General features: G+C 69.1%; 10 protein-coding genes. 5 read left to right on the top strand and 5 right to left on the bottom strand.

The features are described 5' to 3' along the window. Positions 1-206: 206 nt before the first annotated feature. The 5 genes from QX204_RS25865 to QX204_RS25845 all read left to right on the top strand — a co-directional run bounded on the left by QX204_RS25865 (position 207) and on the right by QX204_RS25845 (position 5,875). Entirely contained in the window at positions 207-1,418 is a 1,212-nt protein-coding gene (locus tag QX204_RS25865; protein ID WP_301902992.1) for a CaiB/BaiF CoA transferase family protein, read from the top strand. Continuing rightward, a complete protein-coding gene (locus tag QX204_RS25860) occupies positions 1,415-1,585 on the top strand; it encodes a hypothetical protein (RefSeq protein ID WP_165610399.1) in 171 nt (56 codons plus the stop codon). The genes QX204_RS25865 and QX204_RS25860 overlap by 4 nt, the downstream gene beginning before the upstream one ends. After that, a complete protein-coding gene (locus QX204_RS25855) occupies positions 1,582-2,496 on the top strand; it encodes a hydroxymethylglutaryl-CoA lyase-like TIM-barrel protein (protein WP_301902989.1) in 915 nt (304 codons plus the stop codon). Before QX204_RS25860 ends, QX204_RS25855 begins: the two co-directional genes overlap by 4 nt. A gap of 74 nt (positions 2,497-2,570) precedes the next feature. After that, a complete protein-coding gene (locus tag QX204_RS25850) occupies positions 2,571-3,347 on the top strand; it encodes an ABC transporter ATP-binding protein (RefSeq protein ID WP_301902988.1) in 777 nt (258 codons plus the stop codon). Next, positions 3,344-5,875, top strand: a complete 2,532-nt coding sequence (locus tag QX204_RS25845; protein ID WP_301902987.1) for an ABC transporter permease — start codon at positions 3,344-3,346, stop codon at positions 5,873-5,875. Before QX204_RS25850 ends, QX204_RS25845 begins: the two co-directional genes overlap by 4 nt. 142 nt (positions 5,876-6,017) lie before the next feature. Here QX204_RS25845 and QX204_RS25840 read toward each other — a convergent pair whose 3' ends face one another. From QX204_RS25840 to QX204_RS25820, 5 genes are all read right to left on the bottom strand, one after another. Beyond that, entirely contained in the window at positions 6,018-8,246 is a 2,229-nt protein-coding gene (locus QX204_RS25840) for an ADP-ribosylglycohydrolase family protein (RefSeq protein ID WP_301902985.1), read from the bottom strand. Between the two features lie 76 nt (positions 8,247-8,322). Next, positions 8,323-9,486 carry a VWA domain-containing protein gene (locus tag QX204_RS25835; protein WP_301902983.1) on the bottom strand — a complete coding sequence of 388 codons (1,164 nt, stop codon included), beginning with the start codon at positions 9,484-9,486 and terminating at the stop codon, positions 8,323-8,325. A gap of 91 nt (positions 9,487-9,577) precedes the next feature. Then, complete coding sequence (locus QX204_RS25830; protein WP_301902982.1) at positions 9,578-12,112, bottom strand: DUF5682 family protein; 2,535 nt, start codon at positions 12,110-12,112, stop codon at positions 9,578-9,580. Between the two features lie 48 nt (positions 12,113-12,160). Next, positions 12,161-13,261, bottom strand: a complete 1,101-nt coding sequence (locus tag QX204_RS25825) for an ATP-binding protein (protein ID WP_056813159.1) — start codon at positions 13,259-13,261, stop codon at positions 12,161-12,163. Continuing rightward, positions 13,258-16,176, bottom strand: a complete 2,919-nt coding sequence (locus QX204_RS25820; RefSeq protein ID WP_301902980.1) for a DUF5691 domain-containing protein — start codon at positions 16,174-16,176, stop codon at positions 13,258-13,260. Before QX204_RS25820 ends, QX204_RS25825 begins: the two co-directional genes overlap by 4 nt. Positions 16,177-16,431: the final 255 nt, after the last annotated feature.

Genomic DNA, 16,431 nt, shown 5'->3' with positions numbered 1-16,431 from the left:
TCAGGCGCCGTTGCTTGCTCCTTCGTCGCGTACGCAACGGCGCCTGACCGGCGACCCGGCCGCGGACCGGCCACTTCGTGGCCGCCGCTCCCTAGGGGTCGCGGGTGGGGGCTGAAAGTGCGGTCATGGCGGTCTCGGGGTTGTCCGTGTGGCGGGGTTGTGAGGGGGTCGCGTGTCGCGCGGGGTTGGGCCGCCATACTGAGCACATGAGTATTCGGCCGTTGGACGGTGTTCGCGTCCTGGAACTCGGTAACTACGTTGCCGCTCCTACTGCCGGACGTATTCTGGGCGATTTCGGCGCCGAGGTGATCAAGGTGGAGCGCCCCGGTACGGGCGACGAATTGCGCAACTGGCGGTTGTACGGTGGCGATACCTCGATGCTGTATCGCACCGTCAATCGCAACAAGAAGTCGATCGTGCTCGATCTGCGTACTGAGGCGGGACGGGCTATCGTGCTCGACCTGGTGAAACAGTGCGATGTGCTGCTGGAGAACTTCCGGCCGGGGATGCTCGAGAAGTGGGGGCTCGGGCCCGACGTGCTCGAGGAAGCGAATCCGAAGCTGGTGATCACGCGGATCTCCGCGTACGGCCAGACCGGTCCGATGGCCGCGCGGCCGGGATTCGCCGCGGTCGCGGAGGCGGTCGGCGGCCTGCGTGAGCTGGTCGGCGATCCCGATCGGCCGCCGGTGCGTACCGGGGTATCGATCGGTGATTCGATCGCGGGCATCTACGCCGCGTTCGGCACGGTGATGGCGCTGTTCCAGCGCGAACGGGTCGCCGGTCCGGTGCCGCAGGTGGAGCGGATCATCGACGTCGCGCTCAACGAGTCGATCCTGTCGGTGATGGAATCGTTGATCCCCGACCACCTGGCCTACGGCATCAATCGGGAGCGCGTCGGCGGCCGGATGGAGGGCATCGCACCGTCGAACGCCTACCCGACCAGCGACGGTTACTCCATCATCATCGGGGGCAACGGCGACGCCATCTTCCAGCGATACATGCAGGTCATCGGCCGCCCCGACCTGGCCGCCGACCCGGAACTGGCCGACAACAACGGTCGCTGGCTGAACCGCGAACGCCTCGACGCCTCGATCGCGGAATGGTCGATCCAGCACACCCGCGCCGAAGCACTGAAAATGCTCGACGAGGCCGCCATCCCGTGCGGCCCGATCTACACCGCCGCCGACATCGTGGCCGACGAGCAGTACCGCGCACGCAATATGATCCAGATGTTCCCCGTCGACGTGGGCGAGGCCGAACCCAAACAGGTGGGTTTCGGCGGCATCGTCCCGGTGATCGGGGGCGCATCGCTGCCGATCCGCAATGTCGGCCCCGACCTCGGCGAGCACACCAGAGAAGTGCTCGGCGGACTGCTCGGGATGAGTGAAGATCAGATCGACGCGCTGGAGGCACTGTGACGAGGCGAGTACACGGCAGGCGCCGCCCGCCGGTGCGCAACAAGTGGGAGCCGCGCGGTCCGGGTCATGTGCGTCCGACGGTGCACCCCACCCCGGCCAGCGTGGGCGACAAACCGTGCGGTGGCGTGATGTGCGTGCCGACGCAGGAACCCGAGCAGCGACGATGACAGCACCACTGTTGCGGGACGTGACGCTGCGCGACGGCCTGCAGCTCACCGGCAAGGTGCTGCCCGTCGAGCAGAAGGTCGACGTGGTGCGCAGGCTGCTCGCCGCCGGCGTGCCCGCACTCGAGATCGGTTCGATGGCGCGGCCCGATCTCGTCGCCCCGATGGCCAACTCGCTCGACTTGATCGCGGCGCTGACCCCCGATGAACTGGCGAAATGCTGGGTATGGGTGGCCACGCCGCGCCACGTCGAGAAGGCGGCGGCGGCCGGTGCGCGCAATTTCCAGTACTGCTTCTCGGTGTCCGACGCGCACAACAAGGCCAATATCGGCCGCGATACCGAGACCTCGGTGGCGGCGATGCCCGATGCGATCCGCCTCGCCCACGAGGCGGGCGGCGAGATTCAGCTGTGCCTGGCCACCACGTTCACCTGCCCGTTCGACGGCCCCGTCGACCCGGCACGCGTCCTGGCCATCGCGAACGACCCGCGCACCGACGGTGCCGCCGACATCGTCCTCGCCGACACCCTCGGCCAAGCCCACCCCGGCGAGGTGAGCGCACTGGTCACCGCCGTCCGCGACACCACCCCGCCGCGCCGCATCGTCTTCCACGGCCACGACACCTGGGGCATGGGCGTGGCCAATACCCTCGCAGCGGTCGCCGCGGGCGCCACCATGGTCGACGGCGCGTTGGGCGGCCTCGGCGGCTGCCCCTTCGCCCCCGGCGCCAGCGGCAATACCGCGACCGAAGACATCCTCTTCGCCACCCGCCCGGACTGGTTCACCCCCGCGTCGCTGTCGAGCCTGGTCGGGCTCACCGAGGAGCTGCTCGCCGATCTCGGCGAACCCAACCGCTCTCGGACCCTGGAAGGCGCGCGTTCGGAGGCTGAGGCGTTCGAGTGGGTCGTTCACTGAGAGGTCGATAAGACCTGCGGTATCGGGGGGATCCCGGATGGCGCGGTGCACAGTCGACCGCCAGACTGGACAGCATGACATCGCACGCCATGGGGACCGAGGCCGTCGATGCGGCGGCCGCCACCGATATCGCGGCCGCCGCGCTCGATCTGGTCAAGCTGTACGGATCGGGAGATACACAGGTCAAGGCCCTGGACGGGGTGTCGGCTGACTTCGCGAAGGGCGAATTCACCGCGATCATGGGCCCATCGGGCTCGGGCAAGTCCACGCTGATGCACTGCCTGGCCGGACTCGACAGCGCCAGCACGGGCGAGGTACGCATCGGTGACACCGCGCTCACCGGCCTGTCCGACAAGCAGATGACGGCGTTGCGCCGCGACCGGATCGGGTTCGTCTTCCAGGCGTTCAACCTGGTTCCGACGCTCACCGCGCTGGAGAACATCACCCTGCCGCTCGATATCGCGGGTCGCAAGCCCGACCAGGAGTGGCTCGACACCGTGGTCAAGCGCCTAGGCCTCGGCGACCGCCTCGAACACCGGCCGTCCGAGCTGTCCGGTGGCCAGCAGCAGCGCGTGGCGTGTGCGCGGGCGCTGGTGGGCAAGCCGGAGATCATCTTCGGCGACGAGCCGACCGGCAACCTGGACTCGCACTCCTCGGGCGAGGTGCTCTCGATCCTGCGGGCCTCGGTCGACGAGTTCAACCAGACCGTCGTGATCGTCACCCACGATCCCCGGGCGGCCGCCTACTCCGACCGCGTCGTGTTCCTCGCCGACGGTCGCATCGTCGACGAACTGCGTGACCCGACCCAGGATTCGATCCTCGACCGGATGAAGGCGCTGGAAACCCGATGAGCTCACCGATGCGCAAGGTCGCCTTGCGTAACCTCGCCGCGCACAAGGTGCGGTTGGCGTTGACCCTGCTGTCGGTGGTGCTCGGCACCGCCTTCATCTCCGGATCGTTCGTTTTCACCGACACGTTGCAGCGCACCTTCGACGGCATCTTCGAGGGCCAGGCCCAGGGTGTGGACGTGCGCGTCGGCCCCGCCGACCGCCAATCACTGGGTCTGCCGACGAATATCGTCGACGCGCTGGCCAAGACCGAGGGCGTCGCCCGAGTCGCTCCCGCCGTGAACGGCCCGGTCGTGCTGCTCGAGCCCGACGGTAAGAAGGCCGTCCAGACCGGCGGCGCACCGAGTTTCGGTCTGTCCTACCTGCCGCCGGAGAAGGCGGTCGAGGAGCCCGACAAGTTCGTGGCGGGCGCCCCGCCCACCCAGCCGAACGAGATCGCGCTCAATGTCGGTGGCGCCGAGAAGGCCGGTCTGAAGGTCGGCGACAAGGCCAAGGTGCTGATTCCGTCCAGGGGAGATCCCTTCGAGGTGACGCTGTCGGGCATCTACGAGATGCCGGGCGCCGAGGGCGGCGGTGTGGTCGCGGTGATGTTCACCGAACCGCAGGGCCGCAAACTGTTCACCGACGGCTCACACGTCGCCTACGTCGATATCGCCGCGGCTCCCGGCGTCTCGGCCGACGACCTGCGCGACCAGCTCGCCGCCGGTCTCCCCAATTACAAGGTGCAGAACTCCGACGAGGTCCGTGAGGACATGAAGAAGGAGATCTCCGAGGCGCTCACCTTCATCAACTACTTCCTGCTCGCCTTCGGCGCGATCGCGCTGATCGTCGGCACGTTCATCATCTACAACACCTTCTCGATGATCGTGGCCCAGCGCCTGCGCGAACTCGCGTTGCTGCGCGCGATCGGGGCGAGCCGTCAGCAGGTCGGGCGGTCGGTGGTCGGTGAGGCCATCGTGATCGGGTTGATCGGCAGCGCGCTCGGGCTGGCCGCCGGTATCGGATTGGCGTACGGGTTGTCGGCGTTGCTCAACGCCTTCGATCTCGGACTGCCCACCGGTTCGCTGACGGTGCTGCCGCGTACCGCGATCGTCGCGCTGCTCGTCGGCCTGCTCGTCACCGTGGCCAGCGCCTACGCCCCCGCTCGACGGGCCGCGAAGGTGCCGCCGGTGGAGGCGATGCGTTCCGAATTCGCCAGTGCCGGTGAGTCGTTGCGACTGCGAACGATCATCGGCGCGGTCATGGCCGTTGTCGGCGGCGTGCTCGTCTATGTCGGCGCGCAGGGCACCGGCAAGGGCTCGGCGGTGACCGTCGGCGTCGGCGCGCTCGGGTTGATTCTGGCGGTGCTGTTGGCGGCGCCGGCGTTGTCGCGGCCGATGGTGCTCGTGCTCGGGGTGCTCACCAGGCCGTTCGGCGCGATCGGGCAGATGGCGCGCAACAACGCCACGCGCAACCCGCGTCGCACGGCGGCCACCGCGTTCGCGCTCACGCTCGGTCTGATGCTGGTCTCGGCGATCGGCATTCTCGGCGCTTCGGCGAAGACCAGTGTCGGCGTGCTCATCGACAAGGGCGTGCGGGCCGAATACGTGCTCGCCGGTCCGCAGATGATCGGTGTGCCGATCGGTGCGGTCGATGCCGTGCGCACCCAGGTACCCGGGGTCAGCGATGTCACCGGGATCCGGATCGTCGCGTTCGAGATCGACGGCGATCAGATCGGCGCCACCTCACTGGACGGTCCGATCGACCCCGTGATGGACATCGACGTGACCAGTGGCACGAGCACGATCCCCGCCGGTGGCGCGCTCATCGATGAGACAGAGGCGGGCGAACGCGGGTGGAAAGTCGGCGACAAGGTCGCCATCACCAGCCTCGACAAGAAGCAGATCGAGCTCACGATCGCGGGCGTCTACGCCGACTCGCCGCTGCTCGGCCCCATGGTGGTCGATCCGGGCATCTACGAGCAGTTGATGCCGCAGAGTCTGCGCACCAATGTCTTCGTGCTGGTCAAGACCGCGCCGGGCACCGACCTGACCGCGATGCGCACGAATCTGGAGAAGGCCACCGAACCGTTCGTGGTGGTGCAGGTGCAGGACCACGAACAGTTCAAGGGCGCACAGGGCCAGCAGATCAACACCCTGCTCGCCATTCTCTACGGGCTGCTCGCCCTGGCCGTGGTGATCGCGGTGCTCGGCATCATCAACACCCTGGCGCTGTCGGTGGTGGAGCGCCGGCGTGAGATCGGCATGCTGCGCGCCGTGGGCACCCAGCGTGCGCAGGTGCGGCGCACCATCTACCTGGAGTCCATGCTGATCGCCATCTTCGGCGCGATCGTAGGGCTGGTGCTCGGCATCGCACTGGGCGTCGGATTCCTGCGCACCCTGCGCGACCTGGGCATCGACCAGATCACCATTCCCTGGTCGCAGTTGGTGATCGTGCTGGTCGCGTCCGCGGTGGTCGGCGTGCTGGCCGCGGTGTGGCCGGGTGTGCGCGCCGCGCGGACGCCACCGTTGGCGGCTATCGCGGATCTGTAAGAGTCGCAGTCACTCTCGGCCCCCGGTGGACATTCCATCGGGGGCCGAGTGCGTTCCGAGGCGGAGGATCTCCCCTCGGGTCGAGATCGTGTGCGTAGACGGCGGTCGGCCACAGGCAGGCGCAGGTTGGGCGTCACCGCGTTCAGGCGATCGGGTAGCGGTCGATCCAGGCCTGTGTCGGATGCCCGTGGTCGTCTTGTGGTGGGGTGAGGCCGAATTCGGTGCAGTAGTCGGTGGCGAGCCGGTCGAGCACGGGGCGAGCATCGACTGTGTTCGACCAGCGATGGGGCAGGGCAGGGCGACCGTAGCGCGCGCCGAGCAGGCTGCCCGCGATCGAACCGGTGGCGTCGCTGTCACCGGAATGGTTGACCGACAACAGGAGTCCGTTGCGGACGATGATGTGGGCAGGACCGCCGACGGACTCCGCGGCCAGCACAGCGAAGACGGCGATGGCGAGGGCTTCAGGGGCGATCCAACCCCGGCCGAGAATTTCGAGGTCCTCGGGCTGGGGCTTACGTCCTGGCCGGGAGGTGCGGGCGGCGAGCGAGATCGCCGCTTCGAGTGCTGCCGAGGTCTCCTCGTGGTGGGGATAGCTCGCCAGTTCGGCGCGAGCCCGGTCGAGTGCGGTCATGGTGTCGACGCCGCGACTGGCCTGGTACACGAGTGCGGCGAGGGTGCCGGCGGGGAGCCAGCCGCTGGGGTGGCCGTGGGTGAGTGCGGCCGCGTCACATCCCAGTTCGAAGATGGCTGTGAGCGCGGAGCCGCCACGATCCGCGGCGTAGCCGAATCCGCACGGCGAGGCCCGCATCACCGCCCCACTGCCCTTGGAATTGTTGATCGGTCGGTCACGAGTGCCCAACGGGTTCGTCGGATCCCGGCGCTCGGCCGCCTCGCGCAGCGCGGTGTACACCGAGATCGCAACGCCGCGTTGTTCGGTCAGCTCGGCATGGTCGGCGAGTGAGCTGTGGAGGGCGATCGGCTGATCGGGTACATCGCGTACCTGCCCGCGCAACCACACCAGCATCCCCTGCTGCAGTAGACCCAATGTCGCCCCGCCGATTCCCTTCGCCCGTGCACGCACAGAGCCTCGGACCAAAGCCTCCACCGTGAATGCCGTCAACTGCGTCTCCTCCGAGATCCGCAGATGATCGGCGCCGTCGCCCACTCCGAGGTGGCCGTGCTCGTCGCGAATCTGTTGCAGGGTACTGGTTTCCACCGGCGCGCCGAGCGCATCACCGATCGCGCCGCCGAGGAGGCAACCGTGCACGGCGTTGAGCCAGATCGGTGCGGCTGTCGCGACGGCATCCCTGGTCCGCCGCGCAGGATCGGAGCTCGATGTCGGTGTCGATGAGAGGCCGTGTGGGATCGGTTCCTGGGTCGGCCGGGCTTCGCGGGCGGCGATGATGCCGCGGCTGTCGACGGCGATGAGACTTTCGGGCTCGGTCGCGCTGTGGCGGACAGCGGTCGGATCGTGCCGTCCGGTATTCGGCCGACTCGGGGATCCGTGCGACGCGGCGCCGGAGGTCGGGCGCCGACGGAGGGCTTCGGTGAGCGCGGTGGCGAACGCGATGCAGGTGGGGAAGCGATGGGCGGGGTCCTTGGCCATGGCCTTGGACAGGACCGCGTCCACCGCGGTGGGCAGGGTGGCGCGGCGGGCGCTGGCCGCGGGTGGTGGGGCGTTGAGGTGGCCGAGCATGACGGTGGCGGGGTTGGGCGCGTCGAAGGGGCCGGTGCCGGTGAGGAGGCGGAAGACCGTGCAGGCCAGCGAGTATTGGTCGCCGCGGCCGTCGAGGGGGGCGCTGCTGAGTTGTTCGGGGGAGGCGTAGGCGATGGTGGCGGTGAACTGGCCGGTGCGGGTGAGCCCGCCGGTGTCGTCGAGGAGTTTCGCGATGCCGAAGTCGGTCAACACGACTCGTTCGTCGAAGCCCGCGCCGACTCCCGCGGTGCGCGACAACAAGATGTTGGCGGGCTTCACGTCTCGGTGCAGAACGCCCTGGCGGTGGGCATAGTCGAGGGCGCTCGCGGTCTGGGTGACGATCTGGGCGATGCGCTCGTTGCCGAACTGCTGCACCGGAACCGCCGACGCGTCGACACCGTCCACGAACTGCATGGATATCCAGAGACGTTCCTCGTCGACGCCACGGTCGTAAACGGTGATGATGTTCGGGTGATCGAGCTGGGCCACGAGGTCGGCTTCGCGTTCGAACCTGGCTCGGATCTCGAAGTCGGCGAACAGATCACGGTGCATCAGTTTCAACGCGGTCAGCCGCGGCAGCCTGCGGTCCCTGGCCGCGTACACCGCGCCCATCCCGCCGCGTCCCAGCTCACGCTCGATGACGAAACCGGCGAACACCGCCCCGCGCCGCAACATCGCCTCACCCCGTTCACCGAACCCGATCGTTGGCAGCCTAGTTGGCCCGGCCGCGATGCGCTTCTGGTCTGTCGCGTTACACCGCCGGGGCGTTGGTGTCGGCCCAGCGGGTGATGTCGCCGCGGTCGAGGGCGGTGGCGAGCAGGTCGGGGAATTTGTCGGGGGTGCAGGCGAAAGCGGGGATGCCCAGGGCTGCCAGTGCTGCCGCGTTGTCGTGGTCGTAGGCGGGTGCGCCTTCGTCGGAGAGGGCGAGGAGCACGACCACCTGCACGCCCGCTTCCTTCATCGCGTTGCAGCGGCGCAGCATCTCGTTGCGCACGCCGCCCTCGTAGAGGTCAGAGATGAGCACGAACAGACTGTCGGTGGGGCGGGTGATCAGCGTCTGCGAGTAGGCGATGGCGCGGTTGATATCGGTGCCGCCGCCGAGCTGGGTGCCGAACAGGACGTCGACCGGGTCGCTGAGCTGGTCGGTGAGGTCGACGACCTCGGTGTCGAACACGACCAGCGAGGTCTTCAGCGACCGCATGGAGGCGAGGACCGCGCCGAAGACCGAGGCGTAGACGACACTGGCCGCCATCGAACCGGATTGGTCGATGGCCAGGACCACATCGCGCTGGATCGACTGCGACTTGCGGCCGTACCCGACGAGCCGTTCGGGCACGATGGTGCGGTGTTCGGGCAGGTAGTTGGCGAGATTCTTGCGGATGGTCCGATTGAAATCGATATCGCGCAGCTTCGGGCGATGGGTGCGGGCGGCCCGGTTGATCGCGCCCGAGACGGCGGCCACGGTCTTGGCGGCGATGCGCTGCTCGATCTCGCGCACCACCTTCTCCACGACCATCCGCGCGGTGGCCTTGGTGGTTTCGGGCATCACGCGGTTGAGGCCGAGCAGGGTGCCGACCAGGTGAACATCGGGCTCGACCGATTCCAGCAGCTCGGGTTCCAGCAGCAGCTGGGTGAGGTTGAGTCGGTCCACGGCATCGCGCTGCATCACCTCGACCACGGTCGCGGGGAAGTACGTGCGGATATCGCCGAGCCAGCGCGCGACTCGGGGCGCCGAACCGCCCAGTCCACCAGATCTTTTCGTCGACCCGCCGGCTTCACCGGTGTTGTAGAGAGCCGACAGTGCCTGGTCCATCGCCTGATCGGCACCGGAGCTCAAGCCACCGAGCTGTTCTTCGGCAGCGGTTCCCAGCACGAGACGCCAACGGCGCGAATGTGTTTCGTTGGGATCGGTCATCGGTGCTCCTCGTGATCGAGCGAGTGATCGGGTTGCTGTGTCGCGTGCGGGCCCGCCGGGCACGAGGCGGTCGCCCCACTGCCAGGGGCGGTCATCCGGCGGCGCCGAGGATCGCGGTGGCGGTGCGCAGCGCGAGTCGACCGCGGACCGGGTCGACCTCGGTGGTGCCCCGGGCGGTCGTCGGTGCGGATCCGGTGTCTCGCAGGGCCTGACTGATGGCCCGGCGTTCACCGGATTCGAAGGAGCCGAAGGTGCGGCGCAGCAGCGGCAGAGTGGCGACGAACTGGTCTTCGTTGAGCTCGCGCAGCCATTCATCGATGCGGCGCAACAGCTCTCGGTCGTGGACCAGGAGCAGGCCGCGCCCGCCCAGGAAGCCGTCGACCCAGGCGGCTTTGGCGGCAGGGGTGTTGCCGATGGACAACGCGGCGGCGAGTCGACGGGCGGAGTCGGCGTCATCGATGCGTTCGGCGTCGCACAGCAGGCGCACCGCGCGACCGCCGATCGCACCGTGCACGTCGTCGCGGTCGGCTATGCGTTGCAGGGTGGCCAGCCATTCGGTGGTGGCGTGCTCGTCGTCGCGGGTGCTGATGGCGGTGTGCGCGGCGTCGATCTGGGCGCGCAGGGCCTCGGCGGCATCGGTATCGAGGCCGGTGACGGCGCCGGGCAGACCCGCGCAGATCCGCACCAGCAGGCCGTCGGCGACGTGGGCGAGGGCCTTGGTATCGGTGCCGCGGACATCGCCGTAGCGCAGTGTGCGGGTCAGACCGGGGAGTGCGCCGAGCAGGTGGGTGACGTCGTGGTCGAGGGCGGCCGCCGCTTCGAGCCTGGTGATCAGCCCTTCGGTGGCGCCACCAAGGTCGGCGAGCAGGGCCGTCTCCAGTGCATGGGCGAGGGCGGTGACGGTGACGTCGTCGCGGCTCGCGGTATCGAGGATCTTGGTCTCGGCGGCGGTGCGCAGGGTCGTTCCCCACACGGCCGCTTCGACGATGCGGACTTCGAACTCCGGTTCCCAGCGCAGCGTCCACGTCTCACGGAAGGTGCCCGTGCTGCGAACCTCACCGGTGGTCGGAGTGCCCCAACCGATACCGAGCAGGCGCAGGCGGTGCAGCAGATGTGAACGCTCGACGTCGCGTTCCTTACGCAGATCGAGATCGACAGTCCGGGCGAGCGCTTCCTGCTTGAGCCGCAGTGTTTTACAGCGCGCCCGCAGATCGGCGGCCAAGGGGACCGTCGGGGTGTCCTCGGGGACACCGCCGAGCGTCTCGCCGACGACGAGTTCGTCGATGACAAGACGCAGCATGGTCTCGTCGCCACCGCACATCACCGACCGCACCGCCTCGGTGACCTCCGACAAACCCGGCAGCGGCCTGCCGCGCAACGCGGCGAGTGTGTCCGCCAGTCGCACCGCCTCGATGATGTGAGCGCTCGACACCGGCAGATCGTGCGAGCGCAGCACCCCGGCGACCTTGGTCAGCCAGCGTGCCACCGGCCGCTCGGTCTCGGTGAAGAGATGGTGGTACCAGCCCGGCGAGGTGACGCCCGCGCCGTAACCCGATCCTGCCGCCAGCCGCGAATGCGTCCACGGCACCCAGGTCAACGCGGCCTTCGTCTTCGGCAAACCCTTGAGCAGTCGCGTATCCGGTGCGGCGGGCCCGAGCGGTTCGACCAGCGCGGGCGCGTGCCAAGCGCCACACACCACCGCCAATCGTTTCGCGCCGCCCTTGAGTACCTGCCGCATCACCTGACGCATATGCGCCTCGCGGACCAGCGTGTGATGGTCGACGATCAGCGGCGCAAGCGCGGCGTCCTGCCGATCAGTGCCTGCCGGGGACACGAATCCGGGTGCCGCCGAGGGGTTCTCCGACCGCTCCGGAACGCCGGGTATCGACACCGGGTCGGCATCGCTCGGCGTAGGCACGCCGAGCTGCGGCGGAGCGTCCGCTACGGGCGGGGTGATCCCTGTCGCGGAGTGCGAGGCGTCCTCGCGCAGAGCGGCCATCGCTTCGGTGATGGCGTCGAAAGCCGCGCTGTCGGGCACGGATTCGACGACGGCGTCCCACCAGCGTTCGGCGTCGTCGTAGCCCGCGGCCGAGGCCAGGGCCGCCAGCGGGTCGGAGCCGCCGCCACGGGCGTCATCGTCGGCGGCGAGGACGTGCGTGGCGGGAAGGTCGCAGAAGCGGACCGGTACGGCGTGGTCGACGCCGTAGCGCATGGCCTGCCATTCGGGAGAGAACACGGCGAACGGCCAGAACGCGGCGCGGGCAGGGGAATCCGGGACGTAGGCAAGCAACGCGACCGGTGGGCTCATCGTGTCGGCGGCGACGAAACCCACGAGCGGATCCGCGTCGGCGGGACCTTCGATAAGAATGGCGTCGGGCCGGAACTCCTCTAGTGCGTGGCGCAACGAGCGCGCCGACCCCGGTCCGTGGTGACGGATGCCGAACACCCGCGTCACCGCTGCTGCGTCCACAACAGGATGGCTTTCCGAACCTGTGCTCGACTTCGCGCTCGCGGTGCCCTCCTGCGTCTCGACGACATCACCCGCGGTCGTGCTCCTGCGGATATCGGCATCGCCGGGCGTGGCTTCACCGGTTGCCCGGCTGGTCGCCTTCTTGGCTTGACTCATCGAAAACCCCATGTGTGCGGTGTGTTCCGTCCTCCCCGGCAGCGGGTGTCAGCCGGCGATTTCGCGGCAGGCCCGGTAGAAGTCGGCCCAGTCGGGCCGTTCCCGCACGACGGCCTCGAGGTATTCGGTCCAGATCACGGTGTCGGCCACCGGGTCCTTGATCACCGATCCGAGCACGGCGCCCGCGATGTCGGAGGCGCGCAGGACGCCGTCGCCGAAGTGGGCGGACAGGGCGAGGCCGTTGGTGATCACCGAGATCGCCTCGGCGGTGGACAGGGTGCCCGAGGGGGATTTGAGTTTGGTGCGGCCGTCGGCGGTGATGCCGGAGCGCAGTTCGCGGAAGACCCGCACCACGCGGCGGACTTCCTCGGCGGCGGCGGGCACGGTCGGCAATTCCAGTGCGGCGCCGAGCTGTTCGACGCGACGGCTGACGATGGCGACCTCGGAATCCTCGTCGGCGGGCAGCGGCAACACCACGGTGTTGAAGCGGCGGCGCAGCGCGGACGACAGATCGTTCACACCACGGTCACGGTCGTTGGCGGTGGCGATGACGTTGAAACCCTTGGCCGCCTGCACTTCTCCGCCGAGCTCGGGAACGGGCAGGGTCTTCTCGGACAGGATGGTGATCAGCGCGTCCTGCACATCCGAGGGGATGCGGGTGAGTTCTTCGATGCGGGCGATGGCGCCGGTTCGCATCGCGGTCATCACCGGCGACGCGACCAGCGCGGCATCGCTCGGCCCCTCGGCGAGCAGGCGGGCGTAGTTCCAGCCGTAGCGGATCGCTTCTTCCGCGGTGCCGGAGGTGCCCTGCACGAGCAGCGTCGACTCCCCGCTGATCGCGGCCGCGAGGTGTTCCGACACCCAGGTTTTGGCGGTGCCGGGTACGCCGAGCAGCAGCAGCGCGCGGTCGGTGGCGAGGGTGGCGACCGCCACCTCCATCAGCCTGCGTGGGCCGACGTACTTGGGCGTGATCACGGTGCCGTCGTCCAGGGTGCCACCGAGGACATAGGTGACCACCGCCCACGGCGACAGTTTCCAGGACGGCGGACGCACGCGGTCGTCGACGCGGCTCAGGGCGGCCAACTCGTCGGCGAAGGCCTGTTCGGCGTGGGGACGCAGCAGGGTGGTCGACGGTTCGGTGGTGGTCATCGCAGCTCCTCGAGCATGGTGGCGCGATCGGTGAGATCGTGCGCGAGTCGGTGGAAAGCCTGTTGCCAGGCGGGGTCTTCGGTGGTGTCGGCGAGCGCGGTGACCCGCGCGGCGAGCTCGACGGGGAGGTGGACGCTCGCCGCGGTGAGCAGCGCCCGGTCGGTGTACACGCCCGCGCTGGCATGTGGCTGACGCGCGGTGGTGCGCGCGCGCTCGCCGAACAGGCGCAGCACGTGGGCGGCCACGGGTTGCGGCCATGGGTGATCGAGGCCGGGCAGGATCGCGTGCAGTTCGTTGAGTTGGTGCGCGTCGAGATCGAGCACGTGCTCGATCCGGTCGGCGGCATCGAGCAGAGTGAACAGTTCGCGACGCCGGAGGACCGCCTGTTCGGTGGGCGTCGCGTGGGCGAACAGCGCACGCGCCCACGCGGTATCGCGCTGGGCGAGCGTGGCGTCGACCCAGCCGTCCACGATCGCCTTGGCATAGCGCGGTGGCAGGTCCAGGGTCAGCGCCGTGGCGGCGGTGTTCTCGCCGGTGGAGTGCACGATCGGAGCCCACGCGGTGAGTGGAGTCGCGGCGATCGCCTGGTGCAGGGTCGTGATCGTCGAATCAGGGGTGTCCCAGCGCAATTTCGCCTGATCGGTCGCGTCGGTGATGCCGTCGCGCCGTGCCTGCGCGTCGAGTTCCGCGGGCACCGTCACCTCGACGGTGCCGTTGTTCTCCACCCGAATCCACGACGCCACCAGCGCTGCCATCCGTCGCCCGAAAGCGGCGTCCGGGAGCTTGTTCAGCAGCGTCGTCGCGGTGCGCCGGACATCGCCGCGCCGATCGTCGAGCGCTCGCTCGAGCAGTGCTTCGTCGGCCGAACTCAGCCCGTCCTCAAGCAACGCCAGCAGTTCCGCCTTGACCGGCCCCGACTCCTTGGGCCACGCCGTGGTCAGCGTGGTCAGCGCGGCGGTGCGATCTGCCCGGCGCGTACGCGCGAACCAGTCCTTTCGTTCGCCGGAGGTGCCGAACAACCAGACATCGTGGGCAGCGGGCGCTTCCGGCTCGGCAGTGGTGCTCGGATCGGTGTGGGTGGCGCCCGAAAGAGAGCTGGACGCGTCGACAGGGAATTCGTCGACCAGCTTCGCCCAGGCCGGGTTGCGGGCGGCGAGCCAGCGTCCGCGGCGACCGGCCAGTCGCAGCAGCGGTGCGCGCAGCGCGGGGTCGGAGGCAGCGGAGAGCGCCTGGACGCACAGCACATCGGGGAGCCGGAAGTCGAAGGGTGCAGCCGAGGCGAACCATTCGGCGAGGAACGGCGACTTGTCCGCGAGCAGGCGGCTGAGCCGGTCGGCGGCGGGCCGGGGGAGCAGCGGGCGTGGATCATCCACGGCGGGTTCGGGTTTCGCCGCGGTGCGGGGGAGCTGTCCACCGCGCAGGTACAGGTCTTGCAAGGCGGCGGTGTGGAGCAGCCGGGTGGCTGGTTCGCCCGCGTGCTGCGGTACCGCGGTGGCGACGGCGGAGTCGAGGTGGACGCCGTCGGCACTGCGGCGGGCGGTGCCGAGCAGAGCTACCGAGACGAGTTCGGCCAGTGCGGGGGTGGGGGTCGTCTGCGTGGGGAATTCGGTTTCCAGGTCGTGCACCTCGCCCGCACCGAGAACCGAGATCGGGTCGAAGCCGTCGGCTCGCCACTCGCCGCACACCGTCACCGGGTGACCACCCGCGACGGCGAGCAGCCGCCACGGGCGGACGCCGGCCTGCAGTGGCAGCGCGGTGCCGTCGGTAGCGACGAGCTGCCAACCGCTCTCGTCGAGCACCGGCACGACATCGGTGAGCAGCGCGGGCCAGGAGCGCAGCCACGGATCGTCGCTCAAGGCGCCGGCGTAGGCGTCCAACGTGTCGTCGATCGTGGTGCCGCCGACAGCGGGGACCGTGGTGAAGGGTTCGGGTACGCCGTGGCGGGTGCCCCACTGCGCGCGCAACGATGCCGCGCCGGGGTAATAGTGCAGTTCGGCGTCTACCTCGCTGCCGGGCGCGGGCACCTCGCCGGTGAAATTCGGTGTGGCGAAGGAATGTTCGATGAGCAGGGCCCAGCGTCCGCTACTGCGACCGCGCAGCCAGGTACGCCGGGTGTGCAGCCGTTCTTCCTCGCTGGTCCGCATGCCGAGTACCAGCCAGCGATCCCGGACGGCCGGCTCGGTCAGGACCGTCTCGGCCGACGTCGGGTAGCCGATGTGGGTGCGAATTCCCGCTTGTAGCGGCTCGGGTAGGGCATCGAGCCTGCGATGGGCCAGAACCAGCAGGTGTAGACGGGCGTACTCGCGCAACAGCAGCTCGGGCCAGTGCTCGGTGGTGACGACCGCGGTGGGCAACCTGCGCAGGGTCTCGGCGATACGCGGCGCCTGGGCATCGACCATTCGGGCCGCGATCGCCTCGTACGCGGCGTAGGAACGGTCGGTCTGAGCCAGTCCGGTCCGGATCTGGTCGGTCAGCCAGACCTCCAGTTCGGTGAGCCCGGCGGTGACGCGGGTCCGCCGCTGCTCGACGGAAGCCTGCGACGGCGTGCTCGCTGCTTTGGCTTTGGATGGGGCGGCCGCCTTCGCGGCCCGCCCCGCCAGCCACTCGGCCGCGAAATCGGCGGGGGCATCCCGCACGGGCGCCTGTCCGCTCGACCACGTGAGCAACAACGACAGCGTGTGCTTACAGGGGAACTTGCGGCTCGGGCACGAACACTTGTAGGCGGGCCCGTCCAGGTCGACGATCGCCTGATACGGCTTGGCTCCACTGCCCTGACACAGCCCCCACACCGCGTTCCCGGCGGTGCCGGTCTCGCGCCAGCGACCGGCCAGCTTGCGCGCGGCAGCCAGCGAGCTCGCGTCGGGCGCCAGCGCGCGGACCTGGTCCTCGGTCCACGGCGTGCGTTGCTCGGTCATCGGATTCCCCCGTTCTCTGTTCGCCGAATATCTACCGCAACCCACCGACAACTAACGGTGCAGGCGGCGAAGCCGGTGGAAAATGCTGGCGCTGCGGCAATTTCGTGCTTCAGCTCTTGCTATGAACCGAGATATCTCGTATTCTGACCTGTTCGGCACCGCCCGGACCGCCCGCGCTGCTCGACGCAGCGTAACGCGGGTGTGAACACCTCATCGAGCTGCCCGCCGGGGTGGGCGAGGGGTGGACATCGAGGG

It is taken from the genome of Nocardia sp. PE-7, assembly GCF_030486425.1.
Classification (GTDB): Bacteria; Actinomycetota; Actinomycetes; order Mycobacteriales; family Mycobacteriaceae; genus Nocardia; species Nocardia salmonicida_A.
This window is presented reverse-complemented; position numbering and strand designations above follow the sequence as displayed.

Bases quoted from the DNA above. Each gene is read 5' to 3' on its own strand.
- QX204_RS25850 (WP_301902988.1), top strand. From the start codon at position 2,571: ATGACATCGCACGCCATGGGGACCGAGGCCGTCGATGCGGCGGCCGCC.
- QX204_RS25840 (WP_301902985.1), bottom strand. From the start codon at position 8,246: ATGTTGCGGCGCGGGGCGGTGTTCGCCGGTTTCGTCATCGAGCGTGAG.
- QX204_RS25855 (WP_301902989.1), top strand. From the start codon at position 1,582: ATGACAGCACCACTGTTGCGGGACGTGACGCTGCGCGACGGCCTGCAG.
- QX204_RS25845 (WP_301902987.1), top strand. From the start codon at position 3,344: ATGAGCTCACCGATGCGCAAGGTCGCCTTGCGTAACCTCGCCGCGCAC.
- QX204_RS25835 (WP_301902983.1), bottom strand. From the start codon at position 9,486: ATGACCGATCCCAACGAAACACATTCGCGCCGTTGGCGTCTCGTGCTG.
- QX204_RS25825 (WP_056813159.1), bottom strand. From the start codon at position 13,261: ATGACCACCACCGAACCGTCGACCACCCTGCTGCGTCCCCACGCCGAA.
- QX204_RS25865 (WP_301902992.1), top strand. From the start codon at position 207: ATGAGTATTCGGCCGTTGGACGGTGTTCGCGTCCTGGAACTCGGTAAC.
- QX204_RS25820 (WP_301902980.1), bottom strand. From the start codon at position 16,176: ATGACCGAGCAACGCACGCCGTGGACCGAGGACCAGGTCCGCGCGCTG.
- QX204_RS25830 (WP_301902982.1), bottom strand. From the start codon at position 12,112: ATGAGTCAAGCCAAGAAGGCGACCAGCCGGGCAACCGGTGAAGCCACG.